Genomic DNA, 16,932 nt, shown 5'->3' on the forward strand with positions numbered 1-16,932 from the left:
ATAGCCTTCCGTACGCACGCGACGGCGACGGGGGCGGGATGGAACTGACGGCGGTCGGCAAACGGTACGGGCGGCGGGAGCGGTGGATCCTGCGCGGGGTCGATCTGGCGGTCGGGCCGGGCGAGTTGGTGCGGATCGCCGGGCGCAACGGCAGCGGCAAGTCGACGCTGCTGCGGCTGGTCGCCGGGATCGAGCGGCCGAGCACCGGGCGGGTGCTGCGGCCCGGTCCGACGGCGTACGTGCCCGAACGCTTCCCGCCGGCGCTGCCCTTCGACGCCGCCTCCTACCTGCTGCGGGTCGGCCGGGTGCACGGCCTGTCGGCGGAGCGGGCGCGGCGGCGGGCGGCGGAGTGGCTGGACCGGTTCGGGGTCGCGGACCGGGCGGGCACGCCGCTGAGCCGGCTGTCGAAGGGCACCTGCCAGAAGATCGCGGTCGCCCAGGCGCTGCTCCCCGAGGCGCGGGTGCTGCTGCTGGACGAGGCGTGGACCGGGCTGGACCCGCAGGCCCTGGCGGTGCTGGACGAGGCGGCCGCCGAGCGGGCGGCGGCGGGCGGCACGGTGCTGTTCGTGGACCACGACCCGGCCCGGCTGGCCGGGCTGACCACCGCCGCGTACCGGGTCGGCGCGGACGGCGGGCTGCGGGCCGTCGAGGACGGGGCGCGGGAGCCGGCGCTGGACGGCCCGGTCTCGGACGGCCCGGTGATGGAGGTCGAGGTGGACGTCGAGGACGGCGCCCCGCTGCCGCGGTTGCTGCCGGGAGCGCCGGAGGTCACCGCGCTGGCCGGGACGGCGGTGCGGCTGGCGGTGCCGGCCGCGCACTCGGACGCGCTGCTGCGCCGGCTGCTGCTGGGCCGCCCGGCCGTCCGGGTGCTGGCGGTGCGGCGGCGCGAGGAGGGGGAGCGGTGATGACCCGGACCGGTGCTTTGACCAGGTACCACCTGGAGCTGCTGCTGCGCTCGCACGCCTGGCTGCCGCCGTTCCTGGCGTACGCGCTGCTGCTGGTGGTCGGGGTGCCGGTGGGCGACCCGCTGCTGGGCGGCCTGGGCTACGGCGCGGGGGTGCTGCTGCCGGTGAGCGCCTGGTACGTGCGCGGCGCGCTGAACGCGGAGCCGCCGGCCTCGCGGGCCTGCCTGGTGGCGGCGGCGGGCCCGGTGCGGGTCCAGCTGGGCGCGCTGCTGGCGGCGCTGACGGTGTCGCTGGTGCTTGCGGCCGGCCAGGTGGCGGCGGTGTGGTGGGCCGGCGGGGCGGTGGCCGGCCCGGGGGCGCCGCGGCAGCCGTCGGCCGGGGCGGCGGTGCTGGCCGGGCTGGTGGCCTCGGTGGCCTGCGCGCTGCTGGGGGTGCTGGCCGGGGCGCTGGCCGACCGTCCGGTGCTGGGCCGCCCGCAGTACGGCATCCCGACGGCGCTGACGCTGGCCGTACTGCTGCTGGTGGTGCCGGTCTCGCCGGCCAACACGGCGGTGCGCGAGCTGGTGTCGGCGGCCCGGACCGGCCGGATCGCCGTGCCGTGGGCGAGCCTGCTGGCCGCCGCCGTCCTGCTGGCGGCGGTCGGCGCGGGGACGGCGGCGCTGGCCGGGCGCCGGCCGGAGTGACGGGCGGAGGGGTTGGGGGGATGATCGCCGCAGGGCGCTGAGCTGTTGCTTCGACCACCGAGTGGGAGAAGCGCCGTTTACGAAGTGTCCGGTTTGTACAGCACTATGCGCCAATTCGGACAATGCGCCGGTTGGGACTGTTCGTTTGCGACACTGGTGCTTTCGACGGGTACTGTCCCATGTTTGTTCGGTTGGTCCCCCGATGACACCCGGAAGGGTTCCGGGTGACCAGCCGCTAGGACACCCTCCCCCGCCTAGAAGGACCGCAGTTTTGGCCAGCAACACCCTTGGTGCGCGTCTGCTGCGACGCAAGCCCGTCTCGACACTGATCGCCGAGTCCGAAGGCAAGGACGCCCTCCCGGCCGGCGCGCCCGAGGAGGGCGGGCGCTCCGGCATCCACCTGCGCCGCTCGATCGGCCTGTGGCAGCTGTCCTCGATCGGCATCGGCGCCACCATCGGCACCGGCATCTTCTTCGTGCTGAACACCGCCGTGCCCTCGGCCGGTCCGGCCGTCATCCTGTCCTTCGTGATCGCCGCGATCACCGCCGGGCTCACCGCGCTCTGCTACGCCGAGATGGCCTCCGCGATCCCGGTCTCCGGCTCCTCGTACTCCTACGCCTACGCCACCCTCGGCGAGGGCGTCGCCTTCGGCGTCGGCATCTGCCTGCTGATGGAGTACGGCGTCTCCGCCTCCGCGATCGCGGTCAGCTGGGCCGAGTACCTGAACAAGTTCCTCGACCTGGCCTTCGGGATCACGATCCCCGAACAGCTGTCCGGCGCGCCGGGCGGGGGCCACTGGTTCAACCTGCCCGCGCTGCTGCTGGTCGCCATGGTCTGCGTCCTGCTGATCCGCGGCGTCAGCGAGTCGGTGAAGGTCAACGCGGCGATGGTCGCGATCAAGATCCTCATCCTGATCCTGTTCGTCGGCGTGGCGCTCACCGGCTTCCACTCCGGCAACCTGACCCCGTTCATGCCGCTCGGCATCGGCGGCGTGCAGGTCGCCGCGTCCAGCATCTTCTTCTCCTTCATCGGCCTGGACGCCGTGTCCACCGCCGGTGAGGAGGTCAAGAACCCGCGCCGCACCCTGCCGCTGGCGATCATCATCTCGCTGGTCGTGGTGACCCTGCTCTACATCCTGGTCGCCCTGGCCGGCATCGGCGCCCAGCCCTGGCAGAAGTTCGACGGCCAGGAGGCCGGCCTCGCCCAGATCCTCCAGGACATCACCGGCCAGAGCTGGCCCGCGATGCTCTTCGCGGTCGGCGCGATCATCTCGATCTTCAGCATCACCCTCGTGGTGATCTACGGCCAGACCCGCATCCTCTACTCGATGGGCCGCGACGGCATGCTGCCGAAGCGCTTCGCCGAGCTCTCCCCGCGCAGCGGCACCCCGGTGTGGAACACCCTCGTGGTGGGCCTCGGCGTGGGCGCGCTGGCCGCGTTCGTCCCGCTGAACATCCTGGCCGACATCACCAGCCTCGGGACGCTCATCGCCTTCTCGGTGGTCTCGATCGGCGTGATCGTGCTGCGCCGCACCCAGCCCGACCTGCCGCGCGGCTTCAAGGTGCCCGGCTACCCGGTCGTCCCGCTGGTCAGCGTCGGCTTCTGCGCCTACCTGATCACCGGCCTGCACGCCGACACCTTCCGGGCCGGCGCCATCGCCCTCGTGGTCGCCGTGGTCGTCTACTTCGGCTACAGCATCAAGCACTCCCGGCTGGAGCAGGCCGAGCGGCAGTCCGTGTCCTCGGACAGCGCCGTCGGCTGACCGGAGGCAAACCCCGCGTGAAGGGCCGCCGACCGCCGAGGCACCCGGCGGCCCTTTTCACGCCATCGCCCGTCCGGTGTCCTACGCCATGGCGACAGGGCCCGGCCCACACCCATAACCTTCCACCATGGTGAGCACCCGCACGCCCGGCTTCTCCCGCCCGCGCGGCCGCTTCACCGGCCGCAGCAGAACGCCGGCCCAGACCTCCGCGACCGATGCGTCGTCCGGATCCGGACGACCGCCGCGCGGTTTCTCCACGCGGCCCTTCCCCCGTCAGCGTGGTGAGAGCACGTTTCCGCCCACGCCCGATCGGCTGAACGCCGCCGGGCTCGCCCGGCTCTCCTCGACGCGGACCGTCCAACTGCTCGGCTGCCTGGTCGCGGCCGGCTGGGCCGCCGCCTTCCCGCTCGTCTCCGACCTGCCCAACCAGCGGCTCTGGGGCCAGATCGCGGCCCCCGCCTACGCCCTGGCCGGGCTGCTCTGCCTGACCCTGCCGCGCCGCTTCGCGGCCCACGCGGCGGCCTGCGTCGCCCTCGTCGGGGCCGTCCTCGTCCCGCTCGGTCTGCTCGCCCTGCACGGCCGCCACCAGTCCGAGGTGATGGTGGTCGAACGCTCGGCCCACCTGCTGCTCACCACCGGCACCGCGTACCTGCCGCACCCCGTGGTGGTCACCGACTACAACCCGTACCTGCCGGCGATGTCCCTGTTCGGGATGCCGCGCCAGCTGCTCGGGGACTCCACCGCCTTCGCGCGGGTCGCCGGGGACGCCCGGATCTGGTTCGCGCTGACCTTCTTCGCCTGCCTGCTGGCCGCCTGGCGGCTGCTGCGGCCCTCCGGCCCCGGCCCGAGCGGCCGGCGGGCGCCGCTGCTGCCGCTGGCCGTCCTCACCGCCTCGCCGCTGATCGCGCTGGCCCTGGTGGTCGGCGGGGTGGACCTGCCGCTGATCGGGGTCTGCTGCCTGGCCATGGCGCTCGCCGAGCGGGACCGCACCGTCGGCGCCGGGCTGGTGCTCGCCCTCGCCTGCACCCTGAAGTGGACGGCCTGGCCCGCGCTGCCGGTCGCCGTCCTGCTGCTCTGGCGGCTGTACGGACGGCGGCCCGCCGCCCGGACCGCGCTGATCGGGGTCGGGGCGAGCGCGCTGGTGATCCTGCCCTCCGTACTGGCCCAGGCGGACGCGCTGCGCGAGCAGGTGGTGCGATTCCCGCTCGGGATGACGGCGATCCGCACCCCGGCGGGCAGCCCGCTGCCCGGCAAGGTGCTGGCAGGCTTCGGGCCGACCGGGCACGCGGTCTCGTTGGCGCTGATGACCATCGCCCTGGTCGCGGTGGCGATCTGGCTGCTGGCCCGGCCGCCGGTCTCCGCGATCGCCGCGGCCGACCTGCTGGCCGCCGGGCTCGCCATCGCCTTCATGCTGGCCCCGGCCGGGCGGTTCGGGTACCTCGCGCTGCCGGCGGTGCTGCTGATCTGGCCGCGGCTGGCGGCCCGGCGCTGGAGCAGCCGGCGCCCGGTCCCGCGCGGCCGGGTGCGGGGAAGGCCGCAGCCCGCCCTGCCGCGGGGCTGAGCGGGAAGCGACTCGCCCGCTCGCCTCCGGGCGCGCTGGGCCCGGAGGCTCGGCTCGGGCTCAGCGGCCGCCGGCGGCCTTCAGGATGGAGGCGACGGCCGGGCCGGCCGCGTCCACGCCGTGGCCGCCGCCCTGCACCTCGGCGGCCACCGCGATGTTGCCGCGGTAGGCGGTGAACCAGCTGTTGGTGACGTCGACGCCGGCGACCTCGGCGGAGCCGGTCTTGGCGCCCGCGTTGTCGGTGATCCCGGCCATCACGTCCTTGGCGGTGCCGCCGGTGGCGGTGGCGGCCATCATCGCCTTCAGCTTGGCGGCCACGTCCGGGGAGAGCGGGCGGGCGGCCTTCTGCTGCGGCAGTTCGGCGACCAGGACCGGCTGCTTGAACTCGCCGTTCTGCACGGTGGCGGTGATCGAGGCGATGGCCAGCGGGTTCATCTGGACCTTGCCCTGGCCGATGTAGTTCATGGCCTGCTCGTCCTTGCTGCCCGGCGTGGCCGGCACCTTGCCGTCCGCGTTCGGCAGGCCGGTCTTCCACTCCAGGCCGATGCCGAAGACGTCCTTGGCCGTGCCGGACAGCGTCTCGGGCTTGAGGCTGGCCAGGCCCTGGTTGATGAAGGCCGTGTTGCAGGACATCATGAAGTCCTGCTGGAGCGTGTTGCCCGGGAACGCGCCCGGGAACGAGTTCGGGATCGGGTGCGCGTTGCCGCTCTTCTCCGGGCAGGCCACCACGGTGTCCGGGTTGATCCCGGCCTCCAGCAGCGACGCCGAGGTGACGATCTTCATCGTCGAACCCGGCGCGAGCAGCCCGGTGAAGGCCCGGTTCTGGCCGTTGGCCGGGGAGTTGGCGAAGGCCAGCACCTGGCCGGTGCTCGGCTCGATCGCGACGATGGAGCCGGGCTTGCCGCCCAGGTCGGTCATCGCCTTCTCGGCGGCGGCCTGGAGGGTGTTGTCGATGGTCACCTTGAACGGCTTGCCGGGCTTCGGCTCGACGATGGTGAACAGCTTGTCCTGGGAGCCCTTGCCGGCCGGGTCGGAGATCACCACCGCGCTGCCCGCGTCCTGGTCCTTGTTCGGGTCCGGCGGCAGCAGCTTGTTGGCGTTCTCCTGGAGGGTGGTCATCAGCGCCGGGGTGAGCGAGGCGCCCTGCACCGGCTTGCCGTTGCGGTCGACCACGGTGGACGGCGGGGAGAAGACCGGCTGGACGGCGATGGTCTCGTTGCCGGACAGGTGGGGGTGGATCACCGAGGGGGCCCAGTGCACGGCCGGGGTGTTGTCGCTCATCTTCACGACGCCCAGGAAGCCCTGGTAGTCCCAGGCCCGGTTGGTGCCCGCGAACTCCGCGCGCGCCTTGTAGGACATCAGCGTGCCGGTGGGCCCGGGGGTGGCGGTCGGGGACGGCGAGTCGCCGGCGCCCGGGGCGCCGGGCGTCCCGGAGGCGGCGGCGGTCGGCTTGGGGGCCGGGGCGGGGGTGCCGGTGGCGGCGGAGAAGACCTGCTGGGTGGTCGGACCGAACGGGGTGAGGGTCAGCGCGCTCGGCTTGACCTGGTCCCGGAAAGCGGTCAGCGCGGTGGTGGCCGCGGCCGGATCGTCGGTCAGCGAGGCCGCCTTGGCGATGTCGCCGGCCGCCCAGGCCGCCAGGAAGTCCTTCAGGCCGGCTGCCGCCTGCTCGGCCGACGGCGGCTCGGCGACGACCGTGCGGGGCTTCTTGCCCTCGGATCCGCCCGAGTCGCTCATCAGGCTGTACGCGCCGTAGCCGCCGCCCGCGAGGACGGCGATGGACACGCCGGTGATGATGCCGATCTTCGCGCCACTGCGCATGGTGCAGTTCCCCCAGGGGTCTCGCGGCCGGGCGCAACCGGCCGGGGCCGGAAACGCGGTACCCCCCCACCCTAGGCAGCCCGGATCGGTGCGTCGGCGAATCGCCCGGGACTTGTGACGGATCTGGTACGTGGTGTGCACCGCGTACGGACGGTTCGCGGGAACGCGGTGCGGGCCCGGCGGCCGGTCAGATCCAGGTGTTGAACCACATCCGGCGGCGCCAGTCCTCCAGCGGGATGGTCTGCCCGGTGAAGAGCGGGTAGAAGAAGAGGAAGTTCCAGACGATCAGCAGGACCAGCAGGCCGGCCGCCGCGGAGCCGATGATCCGGCGGTCCCGGGAGGCGCCGACCGGGCCGATCAGGGCGCCGACCAGCATCGTCACCGCGAGCACCAGGAACGGGACGAAGACCACCGCGTAGAAGAGGAAGATCGTCCGCTGCTGGTAGGCGAACCAGGGCAGGTAGCCGGCGGCCAGGCCGCAGAGCAGGGCGCCGGCCCGCCAGTCCCGCCGGGCGGCCCAGCGCCACAGGCAGTACGCCAGCGCAGCGACGGCCGCCCACCACAGCAGCGGGGTGCCGATGCCCAGCACCTCGCGGGAGCAGTCCGCGACGGTGCAGCCAGCCTGGCCGTACTTCGGGGACTCGTAGTAGAAGGACACCGGCCGGCCCAGCACCAGCCAGGACCAGGGGTTGGACTGGTAGGTGTGCGGGTCGCTCAGGCCGACGTGGAAGTCGTAGACCGTCGAGTGGTAGTGCCACAGGGAGCGCAGGGCCTCGGGTATCCACGGGAAGTCGGTGGAGCGGCCGACCGCCCAGTCCCGGCCCCAGCCGCCCCGGCCGGGGGCGGTGCTGCTGGCGAACCAGCCCCACCAGGACGCGATGTAGACGCCGACCGGGACCACCACGACCGAGACGAAGGCCGGCACCACGTCCCGGGCGAGCACCGCCCGGAACGGGTGCGGGGCGCCGGCCAGGCGGCGGGCGCCGACGTCCCAGAGCACGGTCATCAGGCCGAAGGCCGCCGCGACGTACAGGCCGCTCCACTTGGTGGCGCAGGTCAGGCCGACGCAGACGCCGGCCGCGATCCGGTACGGGCGCCAGCCCAGGTTCAGCCGCTGGGCGAGCCGCGGGTCCTCGACCCCGCCCAGCCGCCGGGCCAGCAGGGCCCGGGTGCGGTCGCGGTCCAGCAGCAGGAAGCCGAAGGCGGCGAGGGTCCAGAACATCACCACCAGGTCGAGCAGGGCGGCCCGGCTGAGCACCAGGTGCAGGCCGTCCACCGCCAGCAGCAGGCCCGCCACGCAGCCCAGCAGGGTGGAGCGGAACATCCGGCGGGCGATCCGGGCGAGCATCAGCACCGACAGGGTGCCGAGCAGGGCCACCGCGAACCGCCAGCCGAAGGGGTTCATGCCGAACAGCTGCTCGCCCGCGCCGATGATCCACTTGCCCACCGGCGGGTGCACCACGTACGAGGGCGTCGGCCGGTACGGGACGGCCGCGCCCGGCGTCATGATCGTGGCGTTGGCGTCCTCCGGCCAGCTGATCTCGTAGCCGCCGTGCCAGAGCGCGTAGGCGTCCTTGGCGTAGTACGTCTCGTCGAAGATGATCGCGTGCGGCTGCCCGAGGCCGGTGAACCGCAGCAGGCCGGCGAAGACCGCCACCGCGACCGGGCCCAGCCAGCCGGCCCAGCGGCAGAGGAAGGACCACAGGCCCTGCGGCAGCGAGACGCCCAGCCGCAGCAGCAGCGGCGACTGCGGCACGTCCCGGGGCGTCACCCGGGGGCCGTCCGGCATCGGCGGCGCCAGGCGCTCGGTGAGCGTCGCCGTGGGGCGGGCGGCGTAGCCGTACCGGGCCAGGCGTCCGTGCCAGCCGACGGGTCCGGCCTGCGGTGAGCGGGGGGACGGCAGGCCGACGCCGCCGTACGCGGAGTGGTCCGTACCAGTGGGCGTCTGCGCCGCCGTGTCGCCGTTCATCCGCCACATCGTAGGGGCGCTCCTCGTACGCGTGTCCGCTCCCTCGGAAGCTGACCGAATCGTCACCAAAAACCCCGGGCGCTCCACAGCTGCGAGGATGGGGACCGTGACAGGAGTACTCGTTCTCGCAGGCACCCCCATCGGCGACGTCTCGGACGCCCCGCCCCGGCTGGTCCACGAACTGGCGACGGCGGACGTGATCGCCGCCGAGGACACCCGGCGGCTGCGCCGGCTCACCCAGGCGCTGGAGGTGACCCCGGCCGGGCGGGTGGTCTCCTACTTCGAGGGCAACGAGGTCGGCCGCACCCCCGAACTGGTCGAGGCGCTGCTCGGCGGCGCCCGGGTGCTGCTGGTCACCGACGCCGGCATGCCCTCGGTCTCCGACCCCGGCTACCGGCTGGTCGCCGCCGCCGTGGCCGCCGACGTCAAGGTCACCGCGGTGCCCGGGCCCTCGGCGGTGCTCACCGCGCTCGCGCTGTCCGGCCTGCCGGTCGACCGCTTCACCTTCGAGGGCTTCCTGCCGCGCAAGAGCGGCGACCGGGCCCGGCAGCTCGCCTCGATCGCCGCCGAGCCGCGCACCATGGTCTTCTTCGAGGCGCCGCACCGGATCGCCGAGGCGCTGACGGCGATGGCCGAGGCGTTCGGGCCGGAGCGGCCGGCCGCCGTCTGCCGCGAGCTCACCAAGACCTACGAGGAGGTCAGGCGCGGACCGATCGGCGAGCTGGCGGTCTGGGCGGCCGACGGCGTCAAGGGCGAGATCACCGTCGTGGTCGCCGGCGCCCCGCCGGCCGCGCCCCAGGAGCTGACCCCGGCCGAGCTGGCCCGGCTGGTGGCCCTCCGGGAGGAGGCCGGGGAGCGGCGCAAGGAGGCCATCGCGGCCGTCGCCGTGGAACTCTCGCTGCCCAAGCGCGAGGTCTTCGACGCGGTCGTGGCGGCCAAGCGGGAAGGCCTGGAGGGGCGCCCGGGGAAGCCGTGAACTCCCGGGGGTTGCGTTGCCCACGGGGAGTCGTACCGTGGAGAGAAGGCCTCGGTAAACACCCGCTGAGCTGAAGTTTCGGTCGCGGTTTCCGGTCCTGGGAGGGCCCTGCGTATAGGGCTCCCCAACCCGCATCCAAGTCTTCACAAGTGGGGCGTCGGCCGGGGCGGTCCGGGCATTTCCTGGAACGGAAAGACCCAGCCGGACGAGCGTCCGGCGGGCGCTGGGAGACGGCCATGAGTGATGTTGTCGGTAGCCCCCGCAGTGGCAGCGCACTGAGCACCGCCGGTCCGGCCGGCCGGCCGCACACTCCCGTCGAGACCGTACGGGAGGCCTACTCCTTCGCGTGCCTGCGCTGCGGGTACGGCTGGGAGCAGGCGTACGACATCGAGCACCACGTGGCCAAGGACGGGCACGTCGTGTTCGAGTACCACGCCAACGGCGTCCGGGTGCCGTCCCCGCTGCTCAAGCCGACCTGCCCGGGATGCGGCGGCCACACCGTACGGATCATGCGCGAGGGCCGGGTGGCCTCCGCGGACCAGCCGTGGCACCACGCCCCCGGCTACCCGGCGCACGCCGAGCCGGCCGGGACGACCCCGGTGGCCGAGCCCGTCCGGCCGCGCGGACGCTGGGCCCGGTTCTGGTCGCGGCTGCTGGGCTGACACCGGGGCGACGTGGAAGGGACCGCCCCCGGCCGGGAGAGAACTCGGTCGAGGGCGGCCCGCCCGCCCGACTAAGCTTTCCGACCATGGCGGCCACTGCAGACCACAGCACCACCGGGGCGAGCGCCCCGGCGTACTACGTTTCCACCCCGATCTACTACGTCAACGATCGCCCCCACCTGGGCCACGCGTACACCACCGTGGCGGGCGACGTCCTCACCCGCTGGCACCGCCAGCGCGGCGAGAAGGTGTGGTACCTGACCGGCACCGACGAGCACGGTCAGAAGATCATGCGGACGGCCGAGGCGAACGGCGTCAGCCCGCAGGAGTGGTGCGACAAGCTGGTCGAGGAGGCCTGGAAGCCGCTCTGGGAGCACCTGGAGATCGCCAACGACGACTTCATCCGCACCACCGAGGAGCGGCACACCGCCCGGGTGCAGGAGTTCGTCCAGGACCTGTTCGACAAGGGCGAGATCTACAAGGGCGGCTACTCCGGCCCGTACTGCGTCGGTTGCGAGGAGTTCAAGCTCCCGTCCGAGCTGCTCGACGGCGCGACCGAGGACGAGAAGCTCTGCTCCGTCCACAAGCGGCCCGTCGAGTGGCTGGAGGAGGAGAACTACTTCTTCCGCCTCTCCGCCTACGGCCCGCGGCTGCTGGAGTTCTACGCGGCGAACCCGGACTTCATCCAGCCCGCCTCGGCCCGCAACGAGGTGCTGCGCTTCGTCGAGCAGGACCTCAAGGACCTCTCGATCTCCCGCTCCACCTTCGACTGGGGCGTGCCGCTGCCCTGGGACGAGAAGCACGTCCTCTACGTGTGGGTCGACGCGCTGCAGAACTACATCACCGCGGCCGGCTACGGCAGCGACCCGGAGCGCTTCGCCGAGCTGTGGCCCGCCTCGGTCCACCTGGTCGGCAAGGACATCCTGCGGTTCCACGCCGTCATCTGGCCCGCCATGCTGATGGCCGCCGGGCTGCCGCTGCCCAAGCGGGTCGTCGCCAACGGCTGGCTGATGGTCGGCGGCGAGAAGATGTCCAAGTCCAACCTGACCGGCATCGCGCCCACCGACCTCACCTCGCACTTCGGCGTGGACGCCTACCGCTACTACTTCCTGCGGGCGATCCCGTTCGGCACCGACGGCTCGTTCTCCTGGGAGGACTTCACCGCCCGGTACACCTCCGAGCTGGCCAACGACTTCGGCAACCTGGCCTCCCGGGTCGCCGCGATGGTCGGCAAGTACTTCGACGGGGCGCTGCCGGCCGCGACCGCGCACGGCGAGGCCGAGCAGGCGATCGCCGACGGGCTCGCCAGGGCCGTCGACACGGCCGACCGGAAGATCGGCGAGGAGCTGGACTTCGCCGGCGGCCTCGCGGCGATCTTCGAGTTCGTCAAGCAGGTCAACGGCTACCTCACCGAGCAGGAGCCGTGGAAGGTCGCCAAGGACGACTCCGAGGAGGGCCGGGCCCGCCTCGCGACCATCCTCTACACCGCCGCCGAGGCGCTGCGCGCCACCGCCGTCCTGCTCAACCCGGTGATGCCGTCCACCGCCGAGAAGCTGTGGACCTCGCTGGGCGCCGAGGCCGCCGGCCTGGGCGCGCTCTCCGCGCAGACCGTCGCCACCGCCGCCGACTGGGGCCGGCTGCCCGCCGGTGCCACCGTCACCAAGGGCGAGATCCTCTTCCCGCGCCTCGAAGAGAAGCCGGCCGCCTGACATGGCCGCCAAGGACGACGCCCGGTCGACCCCGCCGCCGCTGCCGGAACCCCTGGCGGTGGCGGTGGCCGACTCGCACACCCACCTCGACATGCAGTCCGGCACCCCGGCCGAGGGCCTGGCCAAGGCCGCCTCGGTCGGGGTCACCACGGTGGTCCAGGTGGGCTGCGACGTGCCCGGCTCGCGCTGGGCCGCCGAACTGGCGGCGCAGTACGAGCAGGTGCACGCGGCCGTCGCCCTGCACCCGAACGAGGCGCCGCGGATCTTCCTCGGCGACGCGGACGGCTGGTCCGGGCAGCAGCGGAAGGCCGGCGGCGCCGCCGCGCTGGACGAGGCGCTCGCCGAGATCGACCGGCTCGCCGCCCTGCCGCAGGTGCTGGCGGTCGGCGAGACCGGCCTGGACTACTTCCGCACCGGCCCGGAGGGCGTGGAGATCCAGAAGGAGTCGTTCCGCCGCCACATCGAGATGGCCAAGCGCCACGGCAAGGCCCTGGTCATCCACGACCGGGACGCCCACGACGACGTCATCGCCCTCCTGCTGGCGGAGGGCGCCCCGGAGCGGACGGTCTTCCACTGCTACTCCGGCGACGCCGACATGGCCAAGACCTGCGCCGAGCACGGCTGGTACCTCTCCTTCGCCGGCCCGGTCACCTTCAAGGCCAACCAGCCGCTGCGCGACGCCCTGCTCGCCACCCCGCTGGACCGGATCCTGGTCGAGACCGACGCCCCGTTCCTCACCCCGCACCCCTACCGCGGCCGCCCCAACGCCCCGTACCTGATCCCGGTCACGGTGCGCTCGATGGCGGCGACGCTGGGGCTGCACGAGGACGAGCTGTCGGCGGCCGTCGCGGAGAACACCGCGCGCGCCTTCGGGTACTGAGCACGAGGGCCGGGGCCCGTCCGGATCGGCGCGTCCGGACGGCGGCCCCCGCGCCCGTATCCTTGGCGCGTGAGCACCACCGACCCCACCCCTGACAGCCACCTGCTGGGCGCCGCCGACATCCGGGAGCTGGCCGCCGCGTTCGGCGTGAAGCCGACCAAGCAGCGCGGGCAGAACTTCGTCATCGACGGCAACACCGTGCGGCGGATCGTCCGGGCCGCCGACGTGACGGAGCAGGACGCGGTGGTGGAGGTCGGGCCCGGGCTCGGCTCGCTCACGCTGGCGCTGCTGGAAGTGGCGCGGCACGTCACCGCGGTCGAGATCGACCCGGTGCTGGCCCGGCACCTGCCGGACACCGTCGCGGCCCGGATGCCCGGCAGGGCGGACGCCTTCGACCTGGTGTTCAGCGACGCCATGGAGGTCACCGAGCTGCCCGGGCCGGCGCCCACCGCGCTGGTCGCCAACCTCCCGTACAACGTCGCGGTGCCCGTCCTGCTGCACATGCTGGCGACCTTCCCCAGCATCGAGCGGACCCTGGTGATGGTGCAGAGCGAGGTCGCCGACCGGCTCGCCGCCAAGCCGGGCAACAAGGTGTACGGCGTCCCGTCGGTCAAGGCCAACTGGTACGCCGACGTGAAGCGGGCCGGCGCCATCGGGCGGAACGTGTTCTGGCCCGCTCCCAACGTCGACTCCGGGCTGGTCTCGCTGATCCGCCGCGAGCCGCCGAGGACCAGCGCCAGCCGCGAGGAGGTGTTCGCGGTCGTCGACGCCGCGTTCGCCCAGCGGCGCAAGACCCTGCGCGCCGCACTGGCCGGCTGGGCCGGCTCCGCCGCCGGGGCCGAGCAGGCGCTCGCCGCGGCCGGCATCGACCACAAGCTGCGCGGCGAGATGCTGACGGTGGAGCAGTTCGCCGCGATCGCCGAACACAAGCCCGCGAAGGACCCCGGTAAGGACAGCGAGTGATCACCGTACGGGTACCGGCCAAGGTCAACGTCCAGCTGGGGGTCGGCGGGCTGCGCGCCGACGGCTTCCACGACCTGGCCAACGTCTTCTTCGCCGTCGCCCTCGGGGACGAGGTCACCGCCACCCCGGGGGAGGGCGTGACGCTGAGCTGCACCGGCCCGGACGCCGCCGTCGTCCCGCTGGACGACGGCAACCTCGCCGCCCGCGCCGCCCGGCTGCTCGCCGCCCACCACGGCATCGCCGACCCCGGCGTGCACCTGCACATCGCCAAGGCCATCCCGGTGGCCGGCGGGATGGCCGGCGGCAGCGCCGACGGCGCGGCGGCCCTGGTCGCCTGTGACGCGCTCTGGCAGCTGGACACCCCGCTCCCGGTGCTGCTGGAACTGGCCGCCGAACTCGGCTCCGACGTGCCGTTCGCCCTGCTCGGCGGCGTGGCGCTGGGCCGCGGCCGGGGCGAGATCCTGGAGCCGCTGGCCGTCCAGGGCACCTTCCACTGGGTGTTCGCGGTCGCCGAGGGCGGCCTGTCCACCCCCGCCGTGTTCCGCGAGTGCGACCGGCTGCGCGAGGAGGCCGGCACCGGCTCCGGCGCCGCCGACGTCCCCACCCCCGACGCCGACCCGGCCCTGCTCGCCGCCCTCGCCGGGGGCGACGCCGTCGCCCTGGCCACCGCGCTCGCCAACGACCTCCAGCCCGCCGCGCTCTCGCTGCGCCCCGCGCTCGCCGCCACCCTGCGGGCCGGCACCGAGGCGGGCGCGCTCGGGGCACTGGTCTCCGGCTCCGGGCCGACCTGCGCCTTCCTGGTCAAGGACGCCGAGGCCGCCGTCGCGGTGGCCGACGCGCTGCGGGCCTCCGGCACCTGCCGGACCGCGCACGCCACCCACGGGCCGGTGCCGGGGGCGTCGGTCGTCGGTTGACGTTGACGTTGACGGGGTGGTGCGGGGGCACCGCGTCCGTCGTCGGCCGGCGGGGTGGTGCGGGGTCTACCGCGTCCGTCGTCGGCCGACGGGTCGGGCGGGTTCACCGCGTCCGTCGTCCAGCCGACGCGGTGAAGCCGATCCGGCGGGCCCATTAGGCTGGAGAGATCGGGGTGTCCCGAGAGGGGTGCCCGACCGCCGAGCGGCGGGCCGCCCCGCGACCGCCGAACCCAGGAGCGCAGCACACGTGGCCGTCAACCTCGCCACCATCGAGTCCGTCACGAAGGTCTACGGCACCCGCGCCCTGCTGGACGGGGTCAGCCTGGGCGTCAGCGAGGGCGACCGGATCGGCGTCGTCGGCCGCAACGGCGACGGCAAGACCACCCTCATCCGGATGCTCGCCAAGCTGGAGGAACCCGACGGCGGCCGGATCACCCACTCCGGCGGGCTGCAGATGGCCGTCCTCACCCAGCACGACTCGCTCGACCCGACGGCCACCATCCGGCACGAGGTGATCGCCGACCGGGCCGACCACGAGTGGCTCGGCGACGCCCGCATCCGCGACATCATCGAGGGCCTCTTCGGCGGCCTCGACCTGCCCGGCTTCGCCGACGGCCTGGACACCGTCATCGGCCCGCTCTCCGGCGGCGAGCGCCGCCGGATCGCCCTCGCCAAGCTGCTGCTCGGCTCGCCCGACCTGATCGTCCTCGACGAGCCCACCAACCACCTCGACGTCGAGGGCATCAACTGGCTCGCCCAGCACCTCCAGAAGCGCCGCTCCGCGCTGGTCTGCGTCACCCACGACCGCTGGTTCCTCGACCAGGTCTGCACCCGGATGTGGGACGTCCAGAACGGCGAGGTGCACGAGTACGAGGGCGGCTACTCCGACTACGTCTTCGCCCGCGCCGAACGCTCCCGGATCGAGGCCGTCGAGGAGCAGAAGCGCCAGAACATGGCCCGCAAGGAGCTCGCCTGGCTGCGCCGCGGCGCCCCCGCCCGCACCTCCAAGCCGCGCTACCGGATCGAGGCCGCCAACGCCCTGATCGCGGACGTGCCGGAGCCGCGCGACAAGTCCGAGCTGATGAAGTTCGCCAACGCGCGGCTCGGGAAGACGGTCTTCGACCTGGAGGGCGTGACCGTCAAGGCCGGCCCGAAGCTGCTGCTGGAGAACGTCACCTGGCAGCTCGGCCCCGGCGACCGGATCGGCCTGCTCGGCGTCAACGGCGCCGGCAAGACCTCGCTGCTGCGCGCGCTGCGCGACGCGTACGCGAGCGAGGGCGACGTCCAGCCGGCGTCCGGCGTCATCAAGGTCGGCAAGACCGTGCGGCTGGCCTACCTGTCGCAGGAGGTCGCCGAGCTGGACCCGGCGACCCGGGTGCTCCAGGCCGTCGAGCAGGTCCGCTCGCGGGTCGACCTCGGCAAGGGCCGGGAGATGAGCGCCGGCCAGCTGTGCGAGCAGTTCGGCTTCGGCAAGGACAAGCAGTGGACGCCGGTCGGCGACCTGTCCGGCGGCGAGCGGCGCCGGCTCCAGCTGCTGCGGCTGCTGATGGACGAGCCCAACGTGCTGTTCCTGGACGAGCCCACCAACGACCTGGACATCGAGACGCTCAACCAGCTGGAGGACCTGCTCGACGGCTGGCCCGGCTCGATGATCGTCATCAGCCACGACCGCTTCTTCATCGAGCGCACCACGGACACCGTCCAGGCACTGCTGGGCGACAAGCGGATGCGGATGCTGCCGAACGGCGTGGACGAGTACCTGGAGCGCCGGGCCCGGATGGCCGCCGCGGCCGCTGCGGTGCCCGCTGCGGGTGCGGGTTCCGGCGGTGCTGCGGGTTCCGCGGGCGGGGCGGGTGCCTCGGCCGACGCGGGTGCTGCTCCGGCGCTGTCCGGCGGGGACCTGCGGGCGGCGAAGAAGGAGATGCAGAAGCTGGAGCGGCAGATCGCCAAGCTGGACGAGAAGGAGTCCAAGCTGCACGCCCAACTCGCCGAGCACGCCGCCGACTTCTCCAAGGTCGCCGAACTGGACACGCAGCTGCGCGCGGTCCGGGACGAGAAGGAGGAGCTGGAGATGAGCTGGCTGGAGCTGGCCGAGCAGGTCTGAGCAGGTCTGAGCAGGTCTGACCGGGC

The 16,932-nt window shown here is 73.5% G+C and carries 13 protein-coding genes; 11 read left to right on the plus strand and 2 right to left on the minus strand.

The window, feature by feature from the left end:
- Positions 1 to 38: 38 nt before the first annotated feature.
- The 4 genes from ACIQI7_RS25670 (at position 39) to ACIQI7_RS25685 (ending at position 4,911) form a co-directional block, all read left to right on the plus strand.
- A complete protein-coding gene (locus tag ACIQI7_RS25670; RefSeq protein WP_401113723.1) occupies positions 39 to 905 on the plus strand; it encodes an ATP-binding cassette domain-containing protein in 867 nt (288 codons plus the stop codon).
- A complete protein-coding gene (locus ACIQI7_RS25675) occupies positions 905 to 1,588 on the plus strand; it encodes an ABC transporter (RefSeq protein WP_401114103.1) in 684 nt (227 codons plus the stop codon). The genes ACIQI7_RS25670 and ACIQI7_RS25675 overlap by 1 nt, the downstream gene beginning before the upstream one ends.
- Positions 1,589 to 1,790: 202 nt before the next feature.
- Positions 1,791 to 3,350 (plus strand): amino acid permease, encoded by a 1,560-nt coding sequence (locus ACIQI7_RS25680; RefSeq protein WP_401113726.1) that lies wholly within the window; start codon positions 1,791 to 1,793, stop codon positions 3,348 to 3,350.
- 127 nt (positions 3,351 to 3,477) lie between these two features.
- On the plus strand, positions 3,478 to 4,911 hold the full coding sequence (locus ACIQI7_RS25685; RefSeq protein ID WP_401113729.1) for a glycosyltransferase 87 family protein: 1,434 nt from the start codon (positions 3,478 to 3,480) through the stop codon (positions 4,909 to 4,911).
- Between the two features lie 60 nt (positions 4,912 to 4,971).
- Here ACIQI7_RS25685 and ACIQI7_RS25690 read toward each other — a convergent pair whose 3' ends face one another.
- The gene (locus ACIQI7_RS25690) at positions 4,972 to 6,729 is read right to left on the minus strand and encodes a penicillin-binding transpeptidase domain-containing protein (RefSeq protein ID WP_401113731.1); all 1,758 of its coding nucleotides are present in this window, start codon (positions 6,727 to 6,729) and stop codon (positions 4,972 to 4,974) included.
- Positions 6,730 to 6,916: 187 nt separating this feature from the next.
- Positions 6,917 to 8,707, minus strand: a complete 1,791-nt coding sequence (locus ACIQI7_RS25695; RefSeq protein ID WP_401113734.1) for a dolichyl-phosphate-mannose--protein mannosyltransferase — start codon at positions 8,705 to 8,707, stop codon at positions 6,917 to 6,919.
- 97 nt (positions 8,708 to 8,804) lie between these two features.
- Between ACIQI7_RS25695 and rsmI the strand changes: the two genes are divergently transcribed.
- From rsmI to ACIQI7_RS25730, 7 genes are all read left to right on the plus strand, one after another.
- On the plus strand, positions 8,805 to 9,674 hold the full coding sequence (gene rsmI / locus ACIQI7_RS25700; RefSeq protein WP_401113736.1) for a 16S rRNA (cytidine(1402)-2'-O)-methyltransferase: 870 nt from the start codon (positions 8,805 to 8,807) through the stop codon (positions 9,672 to 9,674).
- 236 nt (positions 9,675 to 9,910) lie between these two features.
- Positions 9,911 to 10,336: a hypothetical protein gene (locus tag ACIQI7_RS25705; protein WP_401113738.1), complete on the plus strand. Its 426-nt coding sequence runs from the start codon at positions 9,911 to 9,913 to the stop codon at positions 10,334 to 10,336.
- A gap of 86 nt (positions 10,337 to 10,422) precedes the next feature.
- Positions 10,423 to 12,045: a methionine--tRNA ligase gene (gene metG, locus ACIQI7_RS25710; RefSeq protein ID WP_401113740.1), complete on the plus strand. Its 1,623-nt coding sequence runs from the start codon at positions 10,423 to 10,425 to the stop codon at positions 12,043 to 12,045.
- A gap of 1 nt (position 12,046) precedes the next feature.
- Entirely contained in the window at positions 12,047 to 12,925 is an 879-nt protein-coding gene (locus ACIQI7_RS25715) for a TatD family hydrolase (RefSeq protein ID WP_401113743.1), read from the plus strand.
- A 69-nt stretch (positions 12,926 to 12,994) separates the two neighbouring features.
- Entirely contained in the window at positions 12,995 to 13,888 is an 894-nt protein-coding gene (gene rsmA, locus ACIQI7_RS25720; RefSeq protein ID WP_401113745.1) for a 16S rRNA (adenine(1518)-N(6)/adenine(1519)-N(6))-dimethyltransferase RsmA, read from the plus strand.
- Entirely contained in the window at positions 13,885 to 14,802 is a 918-nt protein-coding gene (locus ACIQI7_RS25725; RefSeq protein WP_401113748.1) for a 4-(cytidine 5'-diphospho)-2-C-methyl-D-erythritol kinase, read from the plus strand. The genes rsmA and ACIQI7_RS25725 overlap by 4 nt, the downstream gene beginning before the upstream one ends.
- Before the next feature lie 247 nt (positions 14,803 to 15,049).
- On the plus strand, positions 15,050 to 16,906 hold the full coding sequence (locus tag ACIQI7_RS25730; RefSeq protein ID WP_401113751.1) for an ABC-F family ATP-binding cassette domain-containing protein: 1,857 nt from the start codon (positions 15,050 to 15,052) through the stop codon (positions 16,904 to 16,906).
- Positions 16,907 to 16,932: the final 26 nt, after the last annotated feature.

Origin of the sequence: Kitasatospora sp. NPDC092039 (assembly GCF_044756065.1) — a bacterium.
In the GTDB taxonomy this organism is placed as follows: Bacteria; Actinomycetota; Actinomycetes; order Streptomycetales; family Streptomycetaceae; genus Kitasatospora.

Bases quoted from the DNA above. Each gene is read 5' to 3' on its own strand.
- ACIQI7_RS25670 (WP_401113723.1), top strand. From the start codon at position 39: ATGGAACTGACGGCGGTCGGCAAACGGTACGGGCGGCGGGAGCGGTGG.
- ACIQI7_RS25675 (WP_401114103.1), top strand. From the start codon at position 905: ATGACCCGGACCGGTGCTTTGACCAGGTACCACCTGGAGCTGCTGCTG.
- ACIQI7_RS25680 (WP_401113726.1), top strand. From the start codon at position 1,791: ATGACACCCGGAAGGGTTCCGGGTGACCAGCCGCTAGGACACCCTCCC.
- ACIQI7_RS25685 (WP_401113729.1), top strand. From the start codon at position 3,478: ATGGTGAGCACCCGCACGCCCGGCTTCTCCCGCCCGCGCGGCCGCTTC.
- ACIQI7_RS25690 (WP_401113731.1), bottom strand. From the start codon at position 6,729: ATGCGCAGTGGCGCGAAGATCGGCATCATCACCGGCGTGTCCATCGCC.
- ACIQI7_RS25695 (WP_401113734.1), bottom strand. From the start codon at position 8,707: ATGTGGCGGATGAACGGCGACACGGCGGCGCAGACGCCCACTGGTACG.
- ACIQI7_RS25705 (WP_401113738.1), top strand. From the start codon at position 9,911: ATGAGTGATGTTGTCGGTAGCCCCCGCAGTGGCAGCGCACTGAGCACC.
- metG (WP_401113740.1), top strand. From the start codon at position 10,423: ATGGCGGCCACTGCAGACCACAGCACCACCGGGGCGAGCGCCCCGGCG.
- ACIQI7_RS25715 (WP_401113743.1), top strand. From the start codon at position 12,047: ATGGCCGCCAAGGACGACGCCCGGTCGACCCCGCCGCCGCTGCCGGAA.